Below are 21,437 nucleotides of genomic sequence, written 5' to 3' on the forward strand. Positions count from 1 at the left end.
GTGACCTCGTCATTCGAGGAGCGAAACCGATGCATATCCTGTTGGTGGAAGACGATGTCATGCTGGCCGATGCCGTTCGTGCCGGCCTGGCGCAGAACGGCTGGCGTGCGGACTGGTCGGCCGACGTGCCGGCCGCGCGGCTCGCGCTCGTCGATCACGGCTACGACGCGGTGCTGCTCGACCTGCAGTTGCCGGGCGCGTCCGGTTTCACGCTGCTCGCCGCGATGCGCGAGAACTACGACGCGACACCGGTATTGATCGTCACCGCGCGCGATCAGCTGAGCGACCGGATCCGCGGCCTCGACGCAGGCGCCGACGACTATCTGGTCAAGCCGTTCCAGCTGGAAGAGCTCTATGCGCGGCTTCGCGCGCTGACGCGCCGCAGCCAGGGCCGCGTGTCGGAGCGGTTGATCTACCGCGACGTACACGTCGATCCGGCGCGCAAGGAAGTCACGCGCGCCGGCGAACCCGTTGCGCTCAGCATTCACGAGTACCGGACCCTGGTCGCACTGATGGAGCGGCAAGGGCGAATCGTCACGCGCACGCAGCTCGAAGAGCGCGTGTACGGCAACGACGGCGCGATCGAAAGCAACACGATCGCGGTGTACATCCATCAGCTTCGGCGCAAGCTCGGCGACGAACTGATCGTGACGGTGCATGGCTTCGGCTATCGCGTCGGGGAGGGCACGGCATGAAGTCGCTACGCCTGCGCCTGCTCGCGACCGTGATGGCGACGGTCATCGTGTTCTGGGCGGGCTGGGGCGCGTTTCTCGGCATCGGCCTGTGGCGCGAACAGCGCGGCTGGCGCGACGGCATGCTCGAGGGCGCCGCGCAACTGCTGCTGTTGTCGTTGCCCGATGCGATCGATCGGCTGCCCGAAGCAAGCGCTCAGGCGGTATTGCCGAAAGCCGCGTACGGCAAGTACGACGTCGCATTCCAGATCTGGGTCGACGGCCGCAACGTGATGCACAGCGCGGATGCGCCGGGGCCGGCGCTCAAGGCCGATCCGCAGGACGGATACGGTATGAGCACCGGGCGTGGCGTCGCGCACGACGAGACCTGGCGGGTCTACTCGCTGTCGGATCCGGCGCGCCGGATTCGCGTTCAGACGGGCGGCCCGGCCACGACCTGGCAGGAGAAGGCGAGCAATGCGCTGCAACTCGGCCTGTTCAATACGGCGCTGATGCTCGGGATGCTGGGCGTCGCGATCTGGTGGGTGATCCGCTGGTCGTTCGGGCCGGTGCGCGACGTTCAGCGCACGATCCAGCGGAAGGCCGCGTTCGATTTCTCGCCGTTGCCGCTGACGACGCTGCCGCGCGAGCTCCGGCCGCTCGTCGAATCGTTCAATCGTCTGCTCGCGCGGCTGAGTCAGGCCGTCGACACCGAGCGCCGTTTCATCGGCGATGCGGCGCACGAGTTGCGCATTCCGCTGGCGGCGTTGTCGGCTCAGGCGGAAGTGGCGTTGCGGGCGGACAGTCTGGCGGACAAGGACGCAGCCCTGCGCCGGCTGGCCACGGGCGTCGAGCGCAGCGCGCGGCTAACCGGGCAATTGCTCGAACTGGCGCGGCTGGATGCTGGATCGCGGGCGGAGCAGCACGGGCCGGTGGACCTGTCACGGCTCGTTGCGCTGATCGCGAGCGACTTCGACGCGGCGGCGCATGCACGCCGACAGACGATGCGGGTCGCGGTCGAACCGGTGCACGTCTGGGGCGACCTGGACGAGATCGCGATTGCGGTGCGTAACGTGATCGACAACGCGCTGCGTTACGGCCGCGAAGGCGGGCGGGTCGAGATCACGTGCGACAGTCCAGCGGACGCGGATGGCGCGCGGGTCAGGCTGCGTATCGCGGACGACGGGCCGGGCGTGCCGGTCGACGAGCGTGCGCGGATCTTCGAACGCTTCTACCGGGTGCCCGGTACGGTGCAGCCGGGAAGCGGCATCGGCCTGTCGCTGGTCGCGCGGATCGCCGCGTCTCACGGCGGGTCGGTCGACGTCGCGGACGGTATCGACGGGCGCGGACTGGCGGTGATCCTGTCGTTCCCGATCTGGCTGGAGCCGGCGCGCTGGCAGCGCTAGCGCGGGCGCCGGCGAGAGGTGAAGACCCGGTTCAGCGCAGCGAATCGATCGCCAGCGCCTTGCCAAGGAAGCGCCGGCTGGCGGCAAGAATCTCCTTGCGCGTGCGCTCCGACTCCACGGAGCGTGCGAGCACCAATGCGCCGACGCACTGGGCAATCAGTGCCCATGCCGCATCGGCATCACCCGTGCGGCCGCTCCAGCTCTTTTGCGTGCGCTTGAGTGCCTGCTCCACGACTTCCCGAACCTCCGGTTCCGCGCGTGCGATCTCCGGCCCGAGGGTCGGCAACACGCAGCCGTCCTCCGGGTGCAACGCATGAACCGAACTCAGGTAGTTTCGCAAACAGCGTGCGACATGGTCGGCAGGCGACGCATCGTCCCCGGCCAGCATCTCCGCGCTCTTCTCGACCTCTTCGCTGACGAGCGCTTCAAACAGCGCCTGCTTCGAAGGGAAGTGCGTATAGAAGGCACCGCCGGTGAGCCCGATCGACGCCATCAACGCATCGATGCCCGTTGTCGCAAAACCGCCGCGCTTCGCGATCGCTCGGCTCTGGGCGATCAGCTTCTGGCGGGTTTCTTCCTTGTGGGTACTTGAGTAGCGCATGGTCGCCGGGATCCATCGTTGGCAAAAAATTCAAATTCAGAATAGCCGTCCGTTGCCGGCCATTCAAGCCTGGACTCGCAGCGATCACGAACGCCAAGGTTGACGCGGGAAAGGGCCGATCGATGTTAGCACGCCCGCCCGGCGCTGCCGGGGGCCGTCAACCGCCTTTCCGCGAAATCCGGACGGTACTAGGGTAATCAATGACTAGGCAGATCGGGACCTGTGCCCTATAAGTAAACGATCGTTAATCAATGAAGGAGAAGAGATGGCCAATGAGATCGCGAAGGGCCGGCCGGCAGCGCTCGTCATCGGCGCCGGCGATGCGACCGGCGGCGCCATCGCGCGACGCTTCGCGCGCGAAGGGCTGGTGGCCTGCGTGGTGCGTCGCCAGGCGGACAAGCTCGAGCCGTTGATCCGGCAAATCGAGGCCGAAGGTGGGGCGGCAGTCGGTTTCGGGGCCGATGCGCGCAAGGAGGAAGACGTGATCGATGTCGTGTCGCGGATCGAACAGGAGATCGGCCCGATCGAGGCGATGGTCTTCAACATCGGTGCGAACGTACCATGCAGCATCCTCGAGGAAACCGCGCGCAAGTACTACAAGATCTGGGAAATGGCCTGCTTCAGCGGCTTCCTGTTCGGCCGGGAAGTGGCAAAGCGCATGGTCGGGCGAGAGCGGGGAACCATCATCTTCACCGGCGCGACCGCCGCCATTCGCGGGTCCGCCAATTTCGCGGCGTTCGCCGGCGCCAAGCATGCACTGCGCGCACTGGCCCAGAGCATGGCGCGCGAATTGGGAAAGAAGAACATCCATGTCGCGCACGTCGTGGTGGACGGCGCGATCGACACCGAATTCATTCGCGAGAATTTCCCGGAGCGGTACGCGACGAAGGCGGAAGACGGCATCCTCAATCCGGATCACATCGCCGACAACTACTGGCATCTGCATACCCAACCTCGCGATGCGTGGACGCACGAGCTGGATCTGCGGCCGTGGCGTGAAACGTGGTGAGTCATCCGTCTCGACGGCCCGCAATCCAAAAGGAATCTCCATGAGCAAACGCATCGACTTCTACTTCGACTTCGGCAGCCCGACGGCCTACCTCGCGTGGACCCAGCTTCCCGGCATCGCCGCCGACCATCAGGCGGAACTCGTCTTCAAGCCGGTCCTGCTGGGCGGCATCCATAAGGCGACGAACAATGCGTCGCCGGCAACGATCCCCGCCAAGTCCGCGTGGATGCGCAAGGATCTCGAACGGTTCGCGCGCAAGTACGGCGTGCGCTTCGAATACAACCCGTATTTCCCCATCAACACGCTGGTCCTGATGCGCGGCGCCACCGGCACGCAGATGCGCGACGAAGCGCTGTTCCAGCGATATGTCGACGCGATGTTCCGGGCGATGTGGGAAACGCCGCAGAACCTCGGCGACATGGAGACGTTGCAAAAGGTCTTGCGAGACGCCGATCTCGATCCTCGGCTGCTCTACGAGATCACCCAGGATCAGTCGGTCAAGGACAAGCTGAAGGCGGATACCGAGGCGGCGGTTGCCAGAGGGCTCTTCGGCGCGCCAACGATGTTCGTCGGCGAACACATGTTCTTCGGGCAGGATCGGCTCGACTTCGTGCGCGACGCACTCGCGGCCGATTGAACGAACCCAGTCAGGGGGCACGCAGCATGAAGAGAATCTGGCAGCGGCAGTACCAGGAAGGTGTTCCCGCGGACATCGACATCGAAGGCTATCGGTCGGCGGTCGATTTCCTCACCCGGGCCGCCGACGCGCGCCCCGACGAGACGGCCATGGTATGTCTGGGCTCGACACTGAGTTATCGCGAACTGGATACGCTCAGTCGCGCGTTCGCCGGCTACCTGTTGGACGTCGAAGGGCTGCATGCCGGCGACCGTGTCGCGATCATGCTGCCGAACCTGCTTCACTATCCCGTCGTCGTGTTCGGCGCGCTGCGGGCGGGCCTCACGCTCGTGAACCTGAATCCGTTCTATACGGCGCGCGAGGTGCTGTTCAATCTGCAGGATAGCGGCGCGAGCCTGCTCGTCGTGGCGGAATCGGCACTGGACGCGGTGCCGGCCGACGTCGACGGGCGGCCCTGCCGGGTCGTCGTCGCGGCGGCCGACGAAATGCCGTCGTTCGCGCAGTGGGCGCGGCAAGCGGTCACAACCGCTGCGCTTCCGGCGCAAGGGGAGCGGTGCCGGTTCAAGGACGCGCTCCTGACAGGTCGCACCGTGGCCTATCGCGATCCGGTCGTGACACCGGACATGAATGCCTTCTTGCAGTACACCGGCGGCACGACGGGAAAAAACAAGGCGGCCATTCTGTCGCACCGGAACATCATCGCGAACACCCGGATCATGTGCGACTGGTTCGGCGCCGATTTCACGCGCGGTGACGAGTGTCTCGTGACCGTCCTGCCGATCTATCACATCATGGGTCTGGCCGTCGGTTGCTTCTTTTCGGTGGCGATGACACGCAAGAACGTGCTGATCCCGAACCCGCGCGATCTCGAACATTTCGCGAACGCGTTCCGCGCTCATCGCTTTACGTTTCTGCTTGGCGTCAACACGTTGTTCAATGCGCTGCTCGAACACGAGCCGTTTCGTGCACTGGATTTCAGTTGCCTCCGGCAAACGATCGGCGCCGGTGCGCAGGTGGAGGCGAGCGTCGCGAGAAGGTGGCTCGAACTGACCGGCTGCCATCTTCTCAGTGCCTACGGGTTGACCGAGGCCTCGCCCAGCGTCTGTGCCACGCCGCCCCATGCATTCGCGCGCCGGGATAGCGTCGGCGTGCCGTTTCCGTCGACCGACATCAAGCTGCTGGACGAAGAGGGGGACGAGGCGCCGATCGGCACACCGGGCGAAATCACGGTAAAAGGCCCGCAGGTCATGAGCGGCTACTGGAACCGGCCCGAGGAAACCCGCGAGACCTTTACCGCCGACGGTTATCTTCGAACCGGCGATATCGGCATGCTCGACAAGGACGGATTCCTGTCGATCGTCGATCGCAAGAAGGACGTCGTGCTGGTGTCCGGATTCAACGTCTACCCGAACGAGATCGAGGCCGTCATCAGCCTGCACGACGCAGTCGTCGAGTGCGCGTGTATCGGCATTCCGGACGAAAGGACGGGTGAAGCGCTCAAGGTGTTCGTGGTGTCGCGGCGGCGCGAACTCACGGCAGACGTTCTGCAGCGATTCGCCCGCGAGCACCTGACCGCGTACAAGGTGCCTCGACAGTTCGAATTTATCGACGCGTTGCCGAAGTCACCGGTCGGGAAAGTGCTCCGTCGCGCGTTGAGGTAAGCGCAATGGGCGTAGCGGCTGGTGCACGGGAAGCCGGTTCCCGTGCACCGCGACATTTCATTTCCGCGTGACGTTCAGCGGCGAATGCGCTTCCGCCTGGAACATGACCTGCTTGCTGCCGGATTCGGTCTGCGCGTCACGTTCATGCTGGCGTGCAACCTTCGCTTCGGCGGCCTGCAGGCTTTCCGCGTAGTAGTAGTCCATCGGGTTGTAACCGGCATGCTCCAGCTCGACGAGTTCGGCGCGAACCTGCGCGCGCGTCAGCGGCTGGGCTTCCTGCGCGAAAACGACTGCCGGCGCGGCGAGTGCGGATGCAACGACGAGTGTGCGAATCAGCGATTTCATGATGACCACCTCCGGAATATTGGGCGAAGCGACCTGTGTTTCAGTCGTTGAGCGGAGCTTAGGATCGAACGACGTCGCGATAAATGGCCGACGCTCCAATTCAACGTTCCAGTTGGAACAAAAATGCTGGAACGAGCGTGCCGCCCGATGAAAAGGGCCGCTGGTCGCACGTCGCCCGCATCGCGTTCGCTTTTTCATTCGCGACAAAAGCGCATTGTTCGCGCTCGGCTTCCCCGCACCGGCAGCGCAATCTACAGTCGTTTCATCACCACGACGCGCAATCGCATCCGGCCATGTCCGACGATCGACGCACCACCGATGATTCCGACTACGAGATGACGCGCGAGCGTCTGGCGCGAGGCACGCTGCTGCACACGCTGCGCGCGGATCCGCCGGCCGGCATGACGGTGCGAAGCGATGCGGAACTCGAACGCACGTTGCAGGCCACGCTCGACCGCCACCCATCCGGGCGCGATCTCCACGTATTCGCATATGGCTCGCTGATGTGGAATCCGGCGCTCGATATGGCCGGCTCGTCGGTTGCGCGCGTCGACGGCTGGCACCGCGCGTTCTGCCTGCGGCTCATCATCGCGCGCGGCACGCCCGAGCAACCGGGTGCAATGCTCGCGCTCGACCGCGGCGGCAGGTGCGACGGCGTGCTGTACCGGATCGACGCAGCCAAGGTCGAAGCCGAATTGCGCTTGCTGTGGCGGCGTGAAATGCTTGCCGATTCATACCAGCCGCGCTGGATCACGGCGAAGGTCGACGGCCGGGCGATCCGCGCGCTGACGTTCGTCGTCAACCGGTCGCACGACCGTTACCTCGGCGGATACGCACTCGACCGTGTCGCGCACCTGATCCGCACCGGCCACGGCCCGCTCGGCACGTCGCGCGACTACTTCGATTCGACCGTGCAGGCGTTGACGCGCCTCGGCCTCCATGACGCCGGCATCGAACGGCTCGTGCGCGAAATACGTGGTGCGGACGACGCGGAAGCCGAATCCGCGAACGGCTAACCCTCCGCGTTTGCGGCGTCAGCGGCGCCTGAGGTGTTCGTCGCGCTCGAACAGCGCGATGACCCAGTCGATGAACACACGCACTTTCGCGCTCAGGTAGCGGTTGGGCGCGTAGATCACGTAGACCGGATTCGCATGGGGCGTCCAGTCCTCGAGGATCGGCACGAGCGTGCCGGCGGCGATGGCGGCGCGGACCGAATAGGACGGCGCCTGGATGATGCCGAGGTTCGCATGGCCCGCGGCCAGGTAGGCATTCGTATCGTTCACGACGAGCCGATGATTCAATGCGAGATCGTTTCTTTTGCCGTCTTCCGAGAACTGGAACGGCAGCGAGCGGCCGCCGCGGGAAGGAATCATGCCGAGCGTCGGCAAATCGCGCAGCGCATCCGGCGACGCAGGCGTGCCGTGCGTGTCGAGAAACGCGGGCGTCGCGCAGGTCGTGAAGCCGAAGCTGCCGATCTGCCGCGCGACCAGCGACTGCTCGTCGACTTCGCCCGCGCGTATCGCGCAGTCGATCCCTTCGGCGATCAGGTCGGTCCGCTTGTTGCCGATATCGAGTTCGATCTCGATGTCGGGGTAGGCGTCATAGAATGCCGCGAGCGCGGGCACGAGAACGAGCGTGCCGATCGCCGCGGCCGTATCCACGCGAATCTTGCCGGACGGCTTCGCACGCGCATGGGTCGTCGACGATTCGATTTCCGCGAGATCGGCAAGCAGCCGCACGACGCGCTCGTAGTAGATCGCCCCTTCGGGCGTGACCGTCACCGATCGCGTGGTGCGATGCAGCAAGCGCACCTGCAGGTCTTCCTCGAGTTTCTGGATCAACCGCGTCAGCGTCGCATTCGGCATGTCGAGCGTATCGGCCGCTTTCGTGAAGGTTCCGGCCTCCACGACGCGGACGAAGGCATTCATCGCAGCGATGCGGTCCATGTGCGCGACTCCAGTCGAGAGTGGAGTCGCCATTAAACCGCAATCCGGCTGCGCGCCGCTAGTTGGGCGGTGCAGGGCAGGGCGCGTCACGCGGCGCGACGCTCGACCATCAGCCTGGCGGTCAGAATCTGCACGACTTCGCCGCGCTGATTGACCGTCCTGGTTCGGAGCGTCAGCACGCCGTACTGCGGGCGCGACCGGGACGGCGTCAGCTCGACGACTTCGCTCTCGACGCGCAGCACGTCGCCGGCGCGCGTCGGCCGTTTCCATTCGACGTCGGCGCCGGCGCCGAGTATTCCGTTCGCCAGCTTCGGCCCGCTCAGCACGAGCAGCCGCATCGTGATCGCCGCGGTATGCCAGCCGCTGGCGGCCAGGCCGCCGAACATCGTGCCGCGCGCGGCTTCGTCGTCGAGATGGAACGGCTGCGGATCGAATTCCGCGGCGAAGCGCTTGATGTCGGCCTCGGTGACCTCGACCGAGTCGCCGACGAAGGTGTCGCCGACCGTGAAATCGTCGAAGTAGAAAAGCGGCTGTTCCATGGACGTATCCGATGCGCGGGAGGGAAGATCCGGGCGGCGTCGCTGATGCGCTGTCGTCCGGGCTTGATGCCACTGTATGAAACGTTCCGACGCGGAGTAAGAGGGTGGCGATGAATGCGGCATTCCGGATCGGTCAATAATCGGCGCGACGGGATGCGGGTGCCACGAGCGGCGACGAACGGGGAGCAGGCCCCGCGTGACGGGGCTGCACGGTGGTCGTGCTCACGCCACCTGCCGGCCGGCATTATTGATGCGATTGGAAAACCGCTTTGATCCGGCACACCTGGGGGAGAGGCAGGCGTATCGCTAGACTGGATGCCTGATGAAGCGCCAGCCGAAAGCGGTTTGCTTTCCGCGTCGAAAGGAATCCCGACACACGGCGGGCAGTGCGCCAACCCTGCGGAGGCATGGATGGATACGATCGAGATCGAACAAGCCCCGTCCCCCGACGCGGCGCCGGACGCACCGGCCCTCAGCATCCGGCACATCTGGGAGGCGAGGGACAAAACGCCGGTACTCCTGCGCGCAATCGAGCACCGCGATCTCGGGATCGAGCGCGACCTGGTCGACCGGCTGTCGAACCAGAGCCGCTACATGCGGCTGATGTCGGCGCGCAAGCCGACCGAGGACGAGATGGTTCGATGGACCCGCATTGATCGCCGGCGGGAAGGCGCGGTGATCGCGACGATCCGGCCCGGCGGCCGCGAGCGGTTGATCGGCGTCGCGCGTTACGCGATGAACGACGGCGATTCCGATGTCGTCGAGTGCGCGATCGTGATCGACGATGCGTGGCAACGGCAAGGACTCGGCCGTGCGCTGCTGTCGAGCCTGATCGATCTGGCGAGACGGTCGGGCATGAAGCGCATGGTTGGCACGACGTTGAGCGAGAACGATGCGATGGCCGGCCTCGCGCGGTCACTCGGATTCACGCTGTCCCGCGAACCGGGGGCCGCGTTCGTGACGAATCTGCGACTCGATCTGGACGCGAGTCACGCATGTCACGCGGGCTCGCTCGTTCTCCCCGGGTCGTAGAACATCGCGAACAGTTCGGACTGCGAGCCGACACCCAGCTTCGCGTAGATGTGTTTTTTGTGCGCGCGCACGGTCTCGAACGAGATCGACAGTTTCTCCCCGATCGCCCGCGACGAGTAGCCGCTCAAGGACAGCATCGCCACTTCGATTTCGCGCGTCGTCAACGCGCCGCGCCCGTTCTTTCCGGTCAGCATGCCGAAGCGCGCATGCAGGTCGGGCGCTTCGCCTTCGGTGGTACCCGGCGCTTCTTTCACCGCGAACTTCTCGAAGCGCATGCGCTGCTGCATCAACGACAGCACCCACGGCGAGTACAGCGTGAGCAATGCCATCTCGCGTTCGTCGTACTTGCTCGTTTTGCCGAGCGAAAAACCCAGCGTGTGATCCCGGTCGATCACGACGTTGAAATGCACTTCGTCGCCGACGATGTTTTTCTTGAAGTAGCGCTGGTAGTACTCGGTCATCCGGAAGTTGTCCGGCGCGACGTCGGCCAGCGTGTAGAAGCCCGACGCCTGCGTTTCGAACGCGGCGAGATAGAACGGATCGAGCTGATAGAGCGCGGCCAGATAGTCCTGGAACATCAGGTCGATCTTGCCGTCGGGCATCGCCTGTTCGGCGAGCACGAGCGGCGCGCCATCGCGCGCGAAACGCAGCGCGACCCAGTTGTCGAAACCGAGATGCCGCTCGAGCACGCGCGTGAGGCGCGCCCAGAAATGCGGGCCATCGAGGGCGTCGATGGCCGAACCAATCTCCCGATGAAAAGCGAGATCTCGCCATTCGAAGTCCATCGTGTCCTCCGGTGAGGGTAACCCTGGCGGGGAATTTCAGGTCAAAAATAATACCTCGATAATCGGCCTCACTTCGAAAGGCAGCGGGTCATGCGCTGGTTCGCTTGCCGAGGCGTCGTACGGGACGTGCCAACGCCTGCGACACACCGATGAAAGGTTATTGGAAGGAGACGGCTTCATGCAGGTAGCACTCGCGCAACTCGCGCTGATCGACGGCGACGTCGCGCATAACACGCGCAAGGTGATCGAGACGATCGAGCGTATCGACGTGGCAGGCGGCACGAAGCTGATCGTGTTCCCCGAAACGACGCTGTCGGGGTTCCCGACCCGGGAAAACGTCGCCGATATCGCGCAGACGCTCGACGGTCCCGCGTTGTCGGCAGTACGCGACGCGGCACGGCAGAAGGGCGTCGCCGTCGCGGTCGGCCTCGCGGAACGCGACGGCGGACAGTTCTACAACACCACGGTGCTGGTCGACGAGCAGGGCGACATCGTGCTGCGGTATCGCAAGACGCATCTGTGGGCGTCGGATGTCGGCGTCTTCACGCCGGGTGACCGCTTCGCGACCTGCATCTGGAACGGCCTGACGGTGGGCCTGCTGATCTGCTACGACATCGAATTCCCCGAGACGGCACGCGCCGTCGGTGCGCTCGACGCCGATCTGCTGATCGTCACCAACGGCAACATGGACCCGTTCGGCCCCGTGCATCGCCGCGCGATCGCGGCACGCGCGATGGAGAACCAGATGTTCGCGCTGATGGTAAACCGCTGCGGTTCCGGCGACGACAACCTGACGTTCGCCGGCCTGTCCGCGCTCGTCGATCCGTTCGGCGACACCACCGTCGAGCTGGGCCGGGACGAGGCGGTCGTGCAGGCGAACCTCGATCTGACGCGTCTCGAAGCGAGCCGCGAACACTACAGCTATCTGCACGACGCACGCGTCGCGCTCGGTCTCGCGCCTGTCGAACAGGCGAACGGGCATCGCGCGCTCATGATCGACGCGCGCCGTCACCGCACCGAGTAATCCGGTTTCACTGTCCCTCCATGGCATCGCGCGGGCGCCACGCCTCGCGCATGCCCGCCCATTCCATTGAAATGCCGGCCGGGTGGCAACAAGGCATTCGTATCGGCCCCCGAAAGCCCAGGAGATAACATGCAAGCGTCGTCATCCCATGAACCCGTGCGCCTGAAGCGCACGCTCGGACTGCCGTCCGTGCTGCTGTTCGGCCTCGCCTATATGGCTCCGCTGATCGTCTACGGCACCTACGGCGTGCTCGCCAAGGCCAGCGACGATACGGCGGCGCTGGCGTATCTGCTCGCGCTGATCGCGATCGCGTTCACCGCGCTCAGCTACGGCAAGCTCGCGCGGCTCTATCCCGCCGCAGGCTCCGCCTATACGTACACGCGCAAGACCTTCAACCCGCACGTGGGCTTCATGATCGGCTGGGCGACGCTGCTCGACTATTTCTTCCTGCCGATGGTGATCTGGTTGATCGGCGCCGCGTACCTGAACGCGGCATTTCCGCATGTGCCGACCTGGATCTGGATCGTTGCATTCATCGTGTTGACGAGCGGGCTGAACATCGTCGGCATCGAACTGGCCGCGCGCTTCAATATCGTGCTGATGGTCGTGCAACTGGCGATCGTCGCGATGTTCGTCGTGCTGTGCTGGCACTACGCGTCGGCGGCGGCAGGCGCGGGCGGTATCGCGATGGCCGAGCCGTTCTTCAAGCCGCACGTGCCGTTCGGCGCGACGATGGCCGGTGCCGCGATCGCCGCGTATTCGTATCTCGGTTTCGACGCCGTCTCGACGCTGACCGAAGAGACGATCGATCCGAAGAAGAACATGCCGCGCGCGATCCTGCTGATTGCGCTGATCGGTGGCGCGATCTTCGTGATCGCGGCGTACACGATGCAGCTCGCACACCCTGGCGTCGAGTTCAAGGATACGGATTCGGCCGCGTTCGAAGTGGCGAAGATGATCGGCGGCGATCTGTTCGTGACCGTGTTCCTCGCGGGCCTGATCCTCGCGCAGTTCGCGTCGGGCATCTCGGCTCAGGCGAGCGTCGGCCGGCTGCTCTATGCGATGGGTCGCGATGAAATCCTGCCGAAGCGCATCTTTGGGTTCATTCATCCGCGCTTCAAGACGCCGGCGATCAACATCGCGCTTGCCGGCGTCGTCGGATTGATCGCGCTGAAGCTGGATGTCGCCACGTCGACGTCGTTCATCAATTTCGGCGCGTTCCTCGCCTTTACGGCCGTCAATCTGTGCGTGATTCGGCTGTACCTGTCGGGCAATCACGGCGACCGCAGGATCGGCGTGTTCGGCGGCATCGTGTTTCCTGTGATCGGCGCGGTGTCCGATATCTGGCTGCTCGTCAGCCTCGAGAAAACTGCGCTCGTGCTCGGCGTCGTGTGGTTCGCGCTCGGGCTGGTGTATCTGTGCTGGATTACGCGGCTGTTCCGTCAGGCGCCGCCTGAAGTGGCGATTTGATCGAGGCGAGGAGGGGGCATTCGGACTCGGAAGCTGACAGACAGGGCTGCAGTCACCGTCAACGGGCCCGATCCACACTAGTGCGGCTGGACTTCGAATCCGGGTTGGGCGGTGTCAGACACGCTCGAGTCGGTTCGAGTCCGGCGGCCTGGGCTGCTTGAGCGCAGCCAATCCGGCAAAACCGGATTCCCGATTGTGAAATCGCACCTCCTCTGATAGTGTTTTTCGCCCGGCAGCGGCTCCCGTTGCCAATCACATAACGACAGCGAAAGACCTATGGCAACCAAGTTTGTGCATTTTGAAGACGTGAATGGCAATGCCGTCTACGTCAATCCCGAACGCGTAACTTTCGTGCGCGAAGCCCAGTCGGACGAAACCCAGATTTTCTTCGGCGCCGAGCATGCGTTGAGAGTCAAGGGTCGCGCGGCCGATGTCGCCAGTCGGATTGCCGACGAATAACACGCGGCGACCGATGGATGGGCCCGATCATGGGTGCGACTCACTGCATTCTCGGGGCCCTAAACGCGACATTTCCAGCTGGCTAGAACACAACATTTCAAGCGCGTAACGCCAGCGTCCGAAAACCCTTCGAAATCGTTTCCCAAGCGTTCGCCCAAAGTTCGCGCCGGTGTTCGTCGCGCGCCCGCTCGATATGGATTGCGGCGATGACTTCGAACGCACTCACGCCGAGCAAATATGATTTACAACCCATTCTGATATCCGATTGATATTTAGGTGATCGCAATGGCGATAACGAAACACTCAGGCGCGGCGGTGAACAGCACTCCCGATGCACAGGCAACGTCCGCAGCTTCGGAGCCCAGCAAACGGTCGAGCAAAGCACCGATCAGTCTGACGATCGCGCCGAATCTCCTTGTCGACGTCGATCGTGTGGCCAAGCGACTCGGTCTGAGCCGTGCAGCAGCCATTTCCATGGCCCCGGCTCGGTTCGTAGAAGCCGAGGGCACACGATAGCCGACTTCCAACGCCGGCGCATACACCTTCTGCAGCCCAGCATCCGCGGGATTTGTTTTGTCTGCTCGCCGGTGCGAGATCTGTCCTGACGGCATTGATGCGAGCTCGCAATTCGGTCTACACCACAGTTTCGACTGGATGATCGGGGTCGGCCTCGTGAAGCTCTCGATATGCATTCGTGAGCGCACTCAGCTTCGCCTTCTCCTCTGGCGTGCCAAAGCGCTCCATGAACCCGTCTAACGCGACGAGCAGGGAACAGGCCGCGAGCTCCAGCGTGTCGGCAAACTGCAAGTAGTCGGGGCCGATGCGCAGACCGGTTATCTTTCCCTCAGCGTTTACCTCAACGTGGTGCTGAAGGGAGAGGGCGGACGGGTGAGCATCCTGAGAGAGTGGTCGGTAGACGACCGTATAAAGGTTGGACAGCCCCAGATCTGCCGCCAATCCGTGAAGGTCGATGTCCTGGTGCTTCCCTGGTGTGCCGATCTCGTCGATCAAGTCTTCGAGGGCCGCTCCCGTTTCAACTGGTACGTTGGGCATACTCCTTATCTCGGCCGCTACTTGCCCGCGGAATCGCTGGTGCCCACCTTCGAACGCATCGACAAACCGCGTCGTCGGCACTTCGCCCTTCTTGGGTTTGATCTTGGCGCCCTGCGACAACACTATGTCGCGTGCAGCCGCCATGCAGTACAGCGCCGTTTCAAAAGTCGATCGCACCATGGTGCGCGACTGCGCACGCAATCCCCTGGCAGCCAGGAGCACGGCGGCTTCGAAGTCTTGAATCGCTCGCCCCAAAAGCGTGACAGCAAAGAGGTCAGCGTCACGCTGTTGGATGTCGCGCGGCACGATCATGGTAGCAATGGCGAAGCGGTTGATCCGGTCCACGAGCGCTGTGTGGCCGGGGCAGTAGGCCCGCAAAGCCTCATCCGCAAGGGCGTTGATCTGCTCAGATAGGAAGCCGTCACGGCTCAGAGTCATGGTCATCTCCTGTTTCCTGACGGAGCGTAAGTGGGGTACTGTCCGTCGTCAACAATGACCCCAGCCCGATCTCTTCACTTTCCGCGGCACCAGCTGCAGCTCGTCGACGGCGATCGAATGATTAGGTATACAGAACAGTTCGACCTTACCTCCAAGGGACGGCCGGCGCCGCGACCGCGGACGGACGAGCTCGACCGGGCGCGATCGACAGCTCGAGCGCGGCGTCGACGGCCCCACGACCGAAATTCAGACATTGGGGGAGGGCATGCACCCCTAAGTCCTTGATTCCTGACTCATGGTAAGGCGATTTCTTTAGAATCAAAGGGTTAGAGTCGAAATCCGGCCGATGCCATGATTCCACCCAAAAATCTCGCCCCCGCCTCCAGCATCCGCTCGAAATTTCCGTCCAAAAGTGGACAGAATTCATGCATTACTCTCGAGGCAGATCGGCGCGGACTGTCCGCGCGTACACCGATGCCCTGGACAAGCTGGGCGAGTTTCTCGGAAAGCGAGACTTCAAAACCGCGACGGTCGACGACCTGACCGCGTTACCCGGCATCTGGCCGCACAAGCAGGGGCTTGTCGGAATCTCGCGGCGGCCGATCATTGCCTCGGTACGTGGGTTTTATGCCTGGTTGGCGCAGCAGGGCGTGATCGCAGTCAATCCGGCCCAGGAAGTGAACTACCCGAAGACCGGTCTGAAGCTGCCCCGTGTGATAACCCTGTCGAATGCGGAGCGGATGCTTTGGGCGTCGAACTTCCACAAGCTCAAGGGAGTTCGCGACGCGGCCATACTGGCGCTCATGATGGGCTGCGGACTACGCGTGAACGACGTGGTTGAACACGTCGCAACTGCTGACGATCGACTACGGGGGCGAGAGGCGCAAGGCCGAACGGCCCGTTTCGAAAGGCAATCGGAAGCGCACGGTGCCGGTGCCGCGCGAAGCCGAGCTGACCGTGCGCCTGTACCTCGAGCATGACGGCCCCGAGGAGGTCGATCGACGCCTGGAGAACAGCGACGACGTGCTGTTCGTCAGCGTGCGAAACGGGACTGTGCCGGCCCATGAATACCGCAGTGAGAATCGCTGGATGAATGTCCGTTCCGTACAGCGCAAAATCGAGCGTTACTGCCGACGGATCGGGATTCCAGAGGAGCAGTTGCACCCGCACCGATGGCGAAGATGCGCACGTCGGCAGGCGATCTGCTGGTTCGGCTCCGGCGTACGAGTTGAATATGCAAGACACTCGCGGGAATTTATAGCACCCCACGAATTTTACGAACGGCAGTTACAACTTAAGCTCTTCTAGATCACCAGCAAGCTTGCCGAGAAGAGTCGGTGTAATCCATGTGGTTTTATCGACGGGAATCGAAATTTTGCTTTTTGTCGAATCTAGCGCCACCCCCATCGGGGTTACCCAATTTTCCAGCCCCTCGGCAAATTCGCCCCAGATATGACGAGGTTCATTTTTATACGAAATAATCAAATAAAACCAATAACTTCTAAAGCCGACCAGTCGAACACAAAATCTATTGCTCAATCGCCCGTCATAGGCCACTACGGCGCACCGCAAAACATCCGGCATTAGCTCACCGATTTCGTGTCCGAGGAAAGTAATGGCCTTTGACGTCGTTACGATCTGCAATCTCACCATAATCGACATGAATACTCCTCCATACAGAATCTGTTTTGCGTATTTCGCCAACAAATTTTTCTGCTTTTCATTAGCAGTGGAACGAACCGAGTTATAGGAGATTTTTAGCAGGCCTCGAAGCAGTGCATTGTAATCGTACGAAAACTCAGCCGATTGGCCAGCCTCGACATAGTTAGCGAAATGGCTGTCAAAAAGACCCGCCAAATAGGCGTCCACTTTGCTCAGATATGTGTTGTTGCATGGGCCGCACACATCCTTAACGACAGGATCTCCCTTGTAAAAATTCTCATTTCGAGGATTGTAGGTCAACAAATCCTCGAATTTATCAATCAAATTATTTGGCCAAATATGTTCTTTTGTGAATTTGACGCCAGAAACATTACAATACGCGCATCGCTTCATGGTTAAAATTCCCCACATTTTTTGATCCAAAATAATTATTCGCCAACACTCGATCCGATAGTGACGTTGGATGTGATCAAGTACTCACGAAGCGAGCCTCTATGGCCTGCCGCAATGAACGGATCATTGTCTATCAACTTTCCCTGCCAATATTTCTCGTAATAATATTTGAATTTTTCAGGATTTCTGGGAAACTTAAAGTCCAGCCATGTCATGTCGTAGGCACTATGCTCGCCAATAGCATACACGGTATAGATGCGGGGCGGTCGTGGGTATCCGGGCTTGTTTAGTATGAAGCGACGCGCATCTTCAATGTTATCGACTGCGAAGAAAGATGACAATCGCGATACGGCCGGGATGCCGCGCAGACTAGGCAAATGGCGCCGAAAGAATTCCAGATAGAATTCGCGATAATCTATGTCCCGCAATCCGGCATGATTCAACGGGTTATGACCGCTCTGCAGCGCATCCGCGACTCCCTCACGGCTAAATGCTGCCGCATATTTCCAACCAAAGCGTGACAGCTCATTTGGATCGAGATTGATAGACATCCCAGACTTCAAGGTCCAATTGAAGTCAACGTGATAATAAGTCTTATACATTGGCCTAAGATATTTTTTCTTTAAGTTTCGGAAGCGCAAATATTAGCGTAAAAAATCAACTGATGTCCGGCGCGGCAGCGTATTCCTCTGTCGCGAGCAAGTGGAAGAAGATCCGTGCACGCTCCGGATGATTGTGAGCACGCGAAGCGCCAGTCCGTCGTCCAGCTTCCGGTTGCCCGGAAAACCGCGCTTGCGCTACACCAGTCCCGCCACGCCGGCCGCGCGATAGCGCAACACGAGGCGCTCAACCTGCCGCACGCTCAATCTCAGCCGGTCGGCTGCCTGGCCGGGCTTGAGCCGGCACTCGGCCACCGCCTCAATGACCTTGAACCTGTCCAGCTCGCGCATCGTCATCGTGATCCGCTCCGTTGCAGCCATCGCAGCCTCCGGCGCCGGACACCCGGCGGCCGGACAGCTTACGTGGCACGAAAGCGGACATTTCAATCTAGCCACTACACACGCAAACGGTCGATAATGTTGAACACGTCAAATCGCTAATTAAAGCTGGTGCTACACCTGCGGGACCCAAGCCCCACAAGCATTAGCGCGAAGCACCAGCGTGCGAAAACCCTCGGAAAATTTCTCCAACGCCCGCGTCCAAACGGCGCGACGATCGGCGTCCTTGATCCACTCGATTTTGACCGTTGCGAGCACCTCGAACGGGCTCACGTCGAGTTTCTCTGCAATCTGCAGGCACATTTCTTCGGTGAACGTCTTGTGTCCGTTCCGCCAGCTGCTCACTGCCTGGCGCGTCACGCCGAGTTCCTTCGCAAGCGCGTAGTCGGACGGCAGATTAAGCCGCTCCTTCAATGCATCGAGCCACTCACCAGTGGTTTTCATGACAGACCCCTTACAAAAATCGTTGACCCGGTGTCAAGCGTAGGGAAACGGTTCTTGATTTGCAACGGTTCTTGTTTCGGACCGTTACAGAACGGTTGACGCGTCATCCGAATTGGACCTATTCTCCCGACCATCGCCCGGGCTGTCGTCTGACCCCGACTGAGCGCCCTGACGGGGGCGCATTCCGGGCGACCTTTTTTCGGGACAGGGTCAGATAGGGGTCGATCATGCGTAAAGAGCCGTTACAAATTCACCAGGCCGCGCTCGGTGGCTACACCATCGACGGGCCGTATCGAGTTCAGGCGAGAGCGGGCGAGCGGGGCGGGCTAGTAGCGAAGCCGTCCCGCTTTTTTGCGTTCCGCCGCCTGGTCGCGCGGCTCTTCCGCTCGGGGGTGTGACCATGATCCTGAGCCACTCATCGGTCGGCCGTTCGCCGTTCCCCGAAGTGCTGAGTGTGATTGACGACTTCGGCACCTTGTGGACGCTTGTCCCGGCGGAGGATTTCTTCGGCACATACGAGCTCGCGACCGCACTGGCTGCAATCGCGTTCGAGCGTTCGGGCGAGGTGCACTGACATGCGCCTGATCCGATGCAAACACTGCCGCTCGATGTTCCCCGCCGGCACCTGCTGCAAGCGCTGTCTGCGCCTCTTCGTGTGGGGTGCGTGATGGGCGGCACTCACAACTACGACGAACAGCAGGCCCCGGGCCCGACGCCGTTCGAGATTGGCCACACGGCCTTCTACGAAGGGGCCGCCCTGGGCGACAACCCGTTCGAATGGCTGTCCGACGAGTGGCACGCCTGGCGCTCGGGCTTCTGCCGCGCCGAAACGATCTTCGGCCAAGGGGAAGCGTTCTGATGACAGGCCCTTCCAACGCTTTCCTCGACCTGGGCTATACCGAGCCCAGCGAGCCCCGTCCCCCGCGCGCCCGCCGCGCTCCTGCCGTCTCCGTTCCCGTCCACCACGAATCCGCCCCTGGCGATCGCTCGCCGGCGGCGGCCGCGCTGCGCGCCATGCGCGAGCAGCTCGACGCGAAGAAGGGCTTTCTGCCCTCCGACCAGGGCGTGCGGGCCGGCGACGATCCGTTCGCCCGCGCGCAGCTCGCGATGGCGTACGAGCGGCTGCGGTCGGCCCTGGCGCTCTACAACACGTTCGCGGCCGACCTGGACGTGCCAGGCGCGCGCGCCTTCATTGGCGACGTCGAAGTGCCGGGGGCAGGCCGATGAACATCATTTCGATGGGCGGCAACTGCCGCCGCTGCGGCTGCCGCTGGCTCAACGAAACCCGGTGCCCGCGTTGCCACGCGCGCACGCTGATGGGCGCGTTCGCGCTCGCCCGCCGTCTTCGGGAGCGCCGCAAATGACCGCCCCCGAAAAATTGCCGTCTGGTTTTCTTGGTATAAACGCGAAATCGATACACGCGGCCCGCACGCCCAATACCGACGCGGTTTCCCGGGCGAAGGCGAAGGGCCGTTTGCACGATCTGCTGCGCGTCTCCCAGTCGGTCATCTACGATCCGGCCGCGGCGAAAGAAGCGCAGCACCGTACCTGCTGGTGCCAGCGCGCGCTTACGTCCCCGGGCGAAACGCTCGGCGTGCGGCGCAACGTCGACGGTTCGGGCGCCAGCCTGGCCGGCGTGTCGACCTGCGGCTCGGTCTGGGCCTGCCCGGTCTGCTCGCTCAAGGTCTGCATGCAGCGCCAGGCCGAAGTGGCAGACGGAATGAAGGCACACGTCGGCAACGGCGGCTACGTCTGGCTGATGACCAACACCTTCCCGCACGAAGCGGGCGAGCGGCCGCTCGCCGACATGCTCGCGCTGCAGGCGAAGGCGATGCAGAAGTTCCAGAACTGCCGCACGTACAAGCGGATCCTCGGCAAGGGCGTGCGCGCCGGCTCGATCAAGGCGCTCGAAATCACGCTCGGCACGCACGGCTGGCACCCACATACGCACTCCCTGGTGTTCGCGACGCCCGATGCGTTCGGCGACGTGAAAGAGGGCGACACCGGCCGCATGGCGTCGCGCCTCATCGACGAGCTGAAGCGCGCCTGGTACGAGGCGCTGCTCAAGGTCGGCCTGTGCGAGCCGTCGCAGCTGTCGGACGTGCTCGACCACGGGCTCGACGTGCGCGGCGGCCAGTACGCGGCGGAATACGTCGCGAAGTTCGGCCGCGATACGAAGTGGGGCCTGTCGCGCGAGCTGACGATGAACGCGGCGAAGACGGGCGGCGGCCAGAAGGGCGCGCATCCGTTCCAGCTGCTCGAGTGGGCGGCGGCCGGCGACGGCCAGGCGGCCGCGCAGTTCCGCGAGTATGTCGCCGCCTTCACCGGTCGCCGCATGCTGACCTGGACGCCTGGCCTGAAAGCTGCGCTCGGCCTGGACGAGCTGGAGCAGTCCGACGAAGAAGCGGCCGCCGCGCAACTGCCGGAAGAGGAGGTGGTCGGCGCGATCTCGGCCGAAGACCTGTCCGTGCTGACCGCGCGCAGCATGCTCGGCCGCTTCCTGGCGTTCGTGTCGGAGTACTGCTACGACCCGGCGACGGCCCAGGCCGACATCGACGATTTCATGACGTTCGCGCGCGAGCACGAACGCAGGGCGAGCGGCGCAATCAGCGCGCCGTACTGGAGCGCCCGTACCCGCAAGTTCTACGACCCTGAGAGGGAATCCCATGCCTGACACCAACGAAACCGTCCAGGTTTCCAGCGCGCGCCTGTCGCACGCGCTGAAGATCGCCGGCGAGCTGCGCGCGATGTACGAAGCGCTGACGCCGTTTGAACGCGGCCTGGCGTCGAAGCAAATCACCGCCATCAAGCGCCTGGTCGAAGCCGTCGAATCGCTGTAACGGAACGCGGCCGGCCGACTCCGG

At 62.9% G+C, this 21,437-nt stretch carries 28 protein-coding genes; 17 read left to right on the forward strand and 11 right to left on the reverse strand.

What is annotated here, in order from left to right; translation table 11 throughout:
• The first annotated feature begins 29 nt into the window (after positions 1–29).
• Together ACN22W_RS09350 and ACN22W_RS09355 are read left to right on the forward strand one after the other, a co-directional pair.
• A complete protein-coding gene (locus ACN22W_RS09350) occupies positions 30–695 on the forward strand; it encodes a response regulator transcription factor (protein ID WP_048243167.1) in 666 nt (221 codons plus the stop codon).
• A complete protein-coding gene (locus ACN22W_RS09355) occupies positions 692–2,077 on the forward strand; it encodes an ATP-binding protein (RefSeq protein ID WP_343491308.1) in 1,386 nt (461 codons plus the stop codon). The genes ACN22W_RS09350 and ACN22W_RS09355 overlap by 4 nt, the downstream gene beginning before the upstream one ends.
• Before the next feature lie 31 nt (positions 2,078–2,108).
• Here the strand turns inward: ACN22W_RS09355 and ACN22W_RS09360 are convergent, their stop codons facing one another.
• Positions 2,109–2,678 carry a TetR/AcrR family transcriptional regulator gene (locus ACN22W_RS09360; RefSeq protein ID WP_129514619.1) on the reverse strand — a complete coding sequence of 190 codons (570 nt, stop codon included), beginning with the start codon at positions 2,676–2,678 and terminating at the stop codon, positions 2,109–2,111.
• A 265-nt stretch (positions 2,679–2,943) separates the two neighbouring features.
• On the opposite strand from ACN22W_RS09360, the gene ACN22W_RS09365 reads away from it, so the two are divergent.
• The 3 genes from ACN22W_RS09365 to ACN22W_RS09375 all read left to right on the forward strand — a co-directional run bounded on the left by ACN22W_RS09365 (position 2,944) and on the right by ACN22W_RS09375 (position 5,985).
• Positions 2,944–3,687, forward strand: a complete 744-nt coding sequence (locus ACN22W_RS09365) for an SDR family oxidoreductase (protein ID WP_419683739.1) — start codon at positions 2,944–2,946, stop codon at positions 3,685–3,687.
• A gap of 40 nt (positions 3,688–3,727) precedes the next feature.
• Complete coding sequence (locus ACN22W_RS09370; protein WP_419687397.1) at positions 3,728–4,324, forward strand: 2-hydroxychromene-2-carboxylate isomerase; 597 nt, start codon at positions 3,728–3,730, stop codon at positions 4,322–4,324.
• Positions 4,325–4,473: 149 nt separating this feature from the next.
• Complete coding sequence (locus tag ACN22W_RS09375) at positions 4,474–5,985, forward strand: AMP-binding protein (protein WP_419687398.1); 1,512 nt, start codon at positions 4,474–4,476, stop codon at positions 5,983–5,985.
• A 57-nt stretch (positions 5,986–6,042) separates the two neighbouring features.
• Here ACN22W_RS09375 and ACN22W_RS09380 read toward each other — a convergent pair whose 3' ends face one another.
• Complete coding sequence (locus ACN22W_RS09380; protein WP_419683741.1) at positions 6,043–6,330, reverse strand: DUF4148 domain-containing protein; 288 nt, start codon at positions 6,328–6,330, stop codon at positions 6,043–6,045.
• A gap of 293 nt (positions 6,331–6,623) precedes the next feature.
• Between ACN22W_RS09380 and ACN22W_RS09385 the strand changes: the two genes are divergently transcribed.
• Entirely contained in the window at positions 6,624–7,346 is a 723-nt protein-coding gene (locus ACN22W_RS09385) for a gamma-glutamylcyclotransferase (protein ID WP_419683743.1), read from the forward strand.
• 18 nt (positions 7,347–7,364) lie between these two features.
• Here the strand turns inward: ACN22W_RS09385 and ACN22W_RS09390 are convergent, their stop codons facing one another.
• Positions 7,365–8,276 carry a LysR substrate-binding domain-containing protein gene (locus ACN22W_RS09390; RefSeq protein ID WP_419683745.1) on the reverse strand — a complete coding sequence of 304 codons (912 nt, stop codon included), beginning with the start codon at positions 8,274–8,276 and terminating at the stop codon, positions 7,365–7,367.
• A gap of 86 nt (positions 8,277–8,362) precedes the next feature.
• Positions 8,363–8,815: a MaoC family dehydratase gene (locus ACN22W_RS09395; protein ID WP_412021788.1), complete on the reverse strand. Its 453-nt coding sequence runs from the start codon at positions 8,813–8,815 to the stop codon at positions 8,363–8,365.
• Positions 8,816–9,226: 411 nt separating this feature from the next.
• Between ACN22W_RS09395 and ACN22W_RS09400 the strand changes: the two genes are divergently transcribed.
• Positions 9,227–9,847, forward strand: coding sequence for an N-acetyltransferase family protein (locus ACN22W_RS09400; RefSeq protein ID WP_419683747.1), 621 nt, complete (start codon positions 9,227–9,229; stop codon positions 9,845–9,847).
• On the opposite strand, the gene ACN22W_RS09405 is transcribed toward ACN22W_RS09400, so the two are convergent.
• Complete coding sequence (locus ACN22W_RS09405; RefSeq protein ID WP_343491301.1) at positions 9,814–10,632, reverse strand: helix-turn-helix transcriptional regulator; 819 nt, start codon at positions 10,630–10,632, stop codon at positions 9,814–9,816. The genes ACN22W_RS09400 and ACN22W_RS09405 overlap by 34 nt on opposite strands.
• Before the next feature lie 178 nt (positions 10,633–10,810).
• Here ACN22W_RS09405 and ACN22W_RS09410 point away from each other — a divergent pair, with 178 nt between their 5' ends.
• The 3 genes from ACN22W_RS09410 to ACN22W_RS09420 all read left to right on the forward strand — a co-directional run bounded on the left by ACN22W_RS09410 (position 10,811) and on the right by ACN22W_RS09420 (position 13,585).
• Positions 10,811–11,656: a carbon-nitrogen hydrolase family protein gene (locus ACN22W_RS09410; protein WP_419683749.1), complete on the forward strand. Its 846-nt coding sequence runs from the start codon at positions 10,811–10,813 to the stop codon at positions 11,654–11,656.
• 129 nt (positions 11,657–11,785) lie between these two features.
• Positions 11,786–13,126, forward strand: a complete 1,341-nt coding sequence (locus ACN22W_RS09415) for an APC family permease (RefSeq protein WP_129514630.1) — start codon at positions 11,786–11,788, stop codon at positions 13,124–13,126.
• A 276-nt stretch (positions 13,127–13,402) separates the two neighbouring features.
• A complete protein-coding gene (locus ACN22W_RS09420; protein ID WP_419683751.1) occupies positions 13,403–13,585 on the forward strand; it encodes a hypothetical protein in 183 nt (60 codons plus the stop codon).
• 272 nt (positions 13,586–13,857) lie between these two features.
• On the opposite strand, the gene ACN22W_RS09425 is transcribed toward ACN22W_RS09420, so the two are convergent.
• Positions 13,858–14,061, reverse strand: a complete 204-nt coding sequence (locus tag ACN22W_RS09425) for a hypothetical protein (protein ID WP_419683753.1) — start codon at positions 14,059–14,061, stop codon at positions 13,858–13,860.
• 157 nt (positions 14,062–14,218) lie between these two features.
• Entirely contained in the window at positions 14,219–15,082 is an 864-nt protein-coding gene (locus tag ACN22W_RS09430; protein WP_419683755.1) for a DUF5677 domain-containing protein, read from the reverse strand.
• Positions 15,083–15,501: 419 nt separating this feature from the next.
• On the opposite strand from ACN22W_RS09430, the gene ACN22W_RS09435 reads away from it, so the two are divergent.
• Both ACN22W_RS09435 and ACN22W_RS09440 read left to right on the forward strand, forming a co-directional pair.
• Complete coding sequence (locus tag ACN22W_RS09435; RefSeq protein WP_419683757.1) at positions 15,502–16,056, forward strand: site-specific integrase; 555 nt, start codon at positions 15,502–15,504, stop codon at positions 16,054–16,056.
• The gene (locus ACN22W_RS09440; RefSeq protein ID WP_419683759.1) at positions 16,034–16,384 is read left to right on the forward strand and encodes a hypothetical protein; all 351 of its coding nucleotides are present in this window, start codon (positions 16,034–16,036) and stop codon (positions 16,382–16,384) included. Before ACN22W_RS09435 ends, ACN22W_RS09440 begins: the two co-directional genes overlap by 23 nt.
• Here ACN22W_RS09440 and ACN22W_RS09445 read toward each other — a convergent pair.
• The 4 genes from ACN22W_RS09445 to ACN22W_RS09460 form a co-directional block, all read right to left on the reverse strand.
• Entirely contained in the window at positions 16,364–17,149 is a 786-nt protein-coding gene (locus tag ACN22W_RS09445; RefSeq protein WP_419683761.1) for a hypothetical protein, read from the reverse strand. The genes ACN22W_RS09440 and ACN22W_RS09445 overlap by 21 nt on opposite strands.
• A 17-nt stretch (positions 17,150–17,166) precedes the next feature.
• On the reverse strand, positions 17,167–17,682 hold the full coding sequence (locus ACN22W_RS09450) for a hypothetical protein (protein ID WP_419683763.1): 516 nt from the start codon (positions 17,680–17,682) through the stop codon (positions 17,167–17,169).
• 246 nt (positions 17,683–17,928) lie between these two features.
• The gene (locus tag ACN22W_RS09455; protein ID WP_419683765.1) at positions 17,929–18,111 is read right to left on the reverse strand and encodes a helix-turn-helix domain-containing protein; all 183 of its coding nucleotides are present in this window, start codon (positions 18,109–18,111) and stop codon (positions 17,929–17,931) included.
• Positions 18,112–18,243: 132 nt separating this feature from the next.
• A complete protein-coding gene (locus tag ACN22W_RS09460) occupies positions 18,244–18,573 on the reverse strand; it encodes a helix-turn-helix transcriptional regulator (protein WP_419683768.1) in 330 nt (109 codons plus the stop codon).
• Between the two features lie 394 nt (positions 18,574–18,967).
• Between ACN22W_RS09460 and ACN22W_RS09465 the strand changes: the two genes are divergently transcribed.
• From ACN22W_RS09465 to ACN22W_RS09485, 5 genes are all read left to right on the forward strand, one after another.
• A complete protein-coding gene (locus ACN22W_RS09465) occupies positions 18,968–19,147 on the forward strand; it encodes a hypothetical protein (RefSeq protein WP_419683770.1) in 180 nt (59 codons plus the stop codon).
• Positions 19,148–19,162: 15 nt separating this feature from the next.
• On the forward strand, positions 19,163–19,432 hold the full coding sequence (locus tag ACN22W_RS09470; protein WP_419683772.1) for a hypothetical protein: 270 nt from the start codon (positions 19,163–19,165) through the stop codon (positions 19,430–19,432).
• Positions 19,432–19,800 (forward strand): hypothetical protein, encoded by a 369-nt coding sequence (locus ACN22W_RS09475; RefSeq protein WP_419683774.1) that lies wholly within the window; start codon positions 19,432–19,434, stop codon positions 19,798–19,800. Before ACN22W_RS09470 ends, ACN22W_RS09475 begins: the two co-directional genes overlap by 1 nt.
• A 247-nt stretch (positions 19,801–20,047) precedes the next feature.
• Positions 20,048–21,247, forward strand: coding sequence for a protein rep (locus ACN22W_RS09480; RefSeq protein WP_419683776.1), 1,200 nt, complete (start codon positions 20,048–20,050; stop codon positions 21,245–21,247).
• Positions 21,240–21,413 carry a hypothetical protein gene (locus ACN22W_RS09485; RefSeq protein WP_419683778.1) on the forward strand — a complete coding sequence of 58 codons (174 nt, stop codon included), beginning with the start codon at positions 21,240–21,242 and terminating at the stop codon, positions 21,411–21,413. The genes ACN22W_RS09480 and ACN22W_RS09485 overlap by 8 nt, the downstream gene beginning before the upstream one ends.
• The last annotated feature ends 24 nt before the right edge of the window (positions 21,414–21,437 follow it).

This window comes from Burkholderia theae (genome assembly GCF_048565265.1).
In the GTDB taxonomy this organism is placed as follows: domain Bacteria; phylum Pseudomonadota; class Gammaproteobacteria; order Burkholderiales; family Burkholderiaceae; genus Burkholderia; species Burkholderia theae.

Bases quoted from the DNA above. Each gene is read 5' to 3' on its own strand.
- ACN22W_RS09460 (WP_419683768.1), bottom strand. From the start codon at position 18,573: ATGAAAACCACTGGTGAGTGGCTCGATGCATTGAAGGAGCGGCTTAAT.
- ACN22W_RS09420 (WP_419683751.1), top strand. From the start codon at position 13,403: ATGGCAACCAAGTTTGTGCATTTTGAAGACGTGAATGGCAATGCCGTC.
- ACN22W_RS09370 (WP_419687397.1), top strand. From the start codon at position 3,728: ATGAGCAAACGCATCGACTTCTACTTCGACTTCGGCAGCCCGACGGCC.
- ACN22W_RS09415 (WP_129514630.1), top strand. From the start codon at position 11,786: ATGCAAGCGTCGTCATCCCATGAACCCGTGCGCCTGAAGCGCACGCTC.
- ACN22W_RS09390 (WP_419683745.1), bottom strand. From the start codon at position 8,276: ATGGACCGCATCGCTGCGATGAATGCCTTCGTCCGCGTCGTGGAGGCC.
- ACN22W_RS09485 (WP_419683778.1), top strand. From the start codon at position 21,240: ATGCCTGACACCAACGAAACCGTCCAGGTTTCCAGCGCGCGCCTGTCG.
- ACN22W_RS09425 (WP_419683753.1), bottom strand. From the start codon at position 14,061: ATGGAAATGGCTGCTGCACGGCTCAGACCGAGTCGCTTGGCCACACGA.
- ACN22W_RS09470 (WP_419683772.1), top strand. From the start codon at position 19,163: ATGCAAACACTGCCGCTCGATGTTCCCCGCCGGCACCTGCTGCAAGCG.
- ACN22W_RS09350 (WP_048243167.1), top strand. From the start codon at position 30: ATGCATATCCTGTTGGTGGAAGACGATGTCATGCTGGCCGATGCCGTT.
- ACN22W_RS09365 (WP_419683739.1), top strand. From the start codon at position 2,944: ATGGCCAATGAGATCGCGAAGGGCCGGCCGGCAGCGCTCGTCATCGGC.
- ACN22W_RS09375 (WP_419687398.1), top strand. From the start codon at position 4,474: ATGGTATGTCTGGGCTCGACACTGAGTTATCGCGAACTGGATACGCTC.
- ACN22W_RS09430 (WP_419683755.1), bottom strand. From the start codon at position 15,082: ATGACCATGACTCTGAGCCGTGACGGCTTCCTATCTGAGCAGATCAAC.
- ACN22W_RS09445 (WP_419683761.1), bottom strand. From the start codon at position 17,149: ATGTGGGGAATTTTAACCATGAAGCGATGCGCGTATTGTAATGTTTCT.
- ACN22W_RS09405 (WP_343491301.1), bottom strand. From the start codon at position 10,632: ATGGACTTCGAATGGCGAGATCTCGCTTTTCATCGGGAGATTGGTTCG.
- ACN22W_RS09475 (WP_419683774.1), top strand. From the start codon at position 19,432: ATGACAGGCCCTTCCAACGCTTTCCTCGACCTGGGCTATACCGAGCCC.
- ACN22W_RS09395 (WP_412021788.1), bottom strand. From the start codon at position 8,815: ATGGAACAGCCGCTTTTCTACTTCGACGATTTCACGGTCGGCGACACC.
- ACN22W_RS09410 (WP_419683749.1), top strand. From the start codon at position 10,811: ATGCAGGTAGCACTCGCGCAACTCGCGCTGATCGACGGCGACGTCGCG.
- ACN22W_RS09360 (WP_129514619.1), bottom strand. From the start codon at position 2,678: ATGCGCTACTCAAGTACCCACAAGGAAGAAACCCGCCAGAAGCTGATC.
- ACN22W_RS09385 (WP_419683743.1), top strand. From the start codon at position 6,624: ATGTCCGACGATCGACGCACCACCGATGATTCCGACTACGAGATGACG.
- ACN22W_RS09380 (WP_419683741.1), bottom strand. From the start codon at position 6,330: ATGAAATCGCTGATTCGCACACTCGTCGTTGCATCCGCACTCGCCGCG.
- ACN22W_RS09450 (WP_419683763.1), bottom strand. From the start codon at position 17,682: ATGTCTATCAATCTCGATCCAAATGAGCTGTCACGCTTTGGTTGGAAA.
- ACN22W_RS09455 (WP_419683765.1), bottom strand. From the start codon at position 18,111: ATGGCTGCAACGGAGCGGATCACGATGACGATGCGCGAGCTGGACAGG.
- ACN22W_RS09400 (WP_419683747.1), top strand. From the start codon at position 9,227: ATGGATACGATCGAGATCGAACAAGCCCCGTCCCCCGACGCGGCGCCG.
- ACN22W_RS09355 (WP_343491308.1), top strand. From the start codon at position 692: ATGAAGTCGCTACGCCTGCGCCTGCTCGCGACCGTGATGGCGACGGTC.
- ACN22W_RS09435 (WP_419683757.1), top strand. From the start codon at position 15,502: ATGCATTACTCTCGAGGCAGATCGGCGCGGACTGTCCGCGCGTACACC.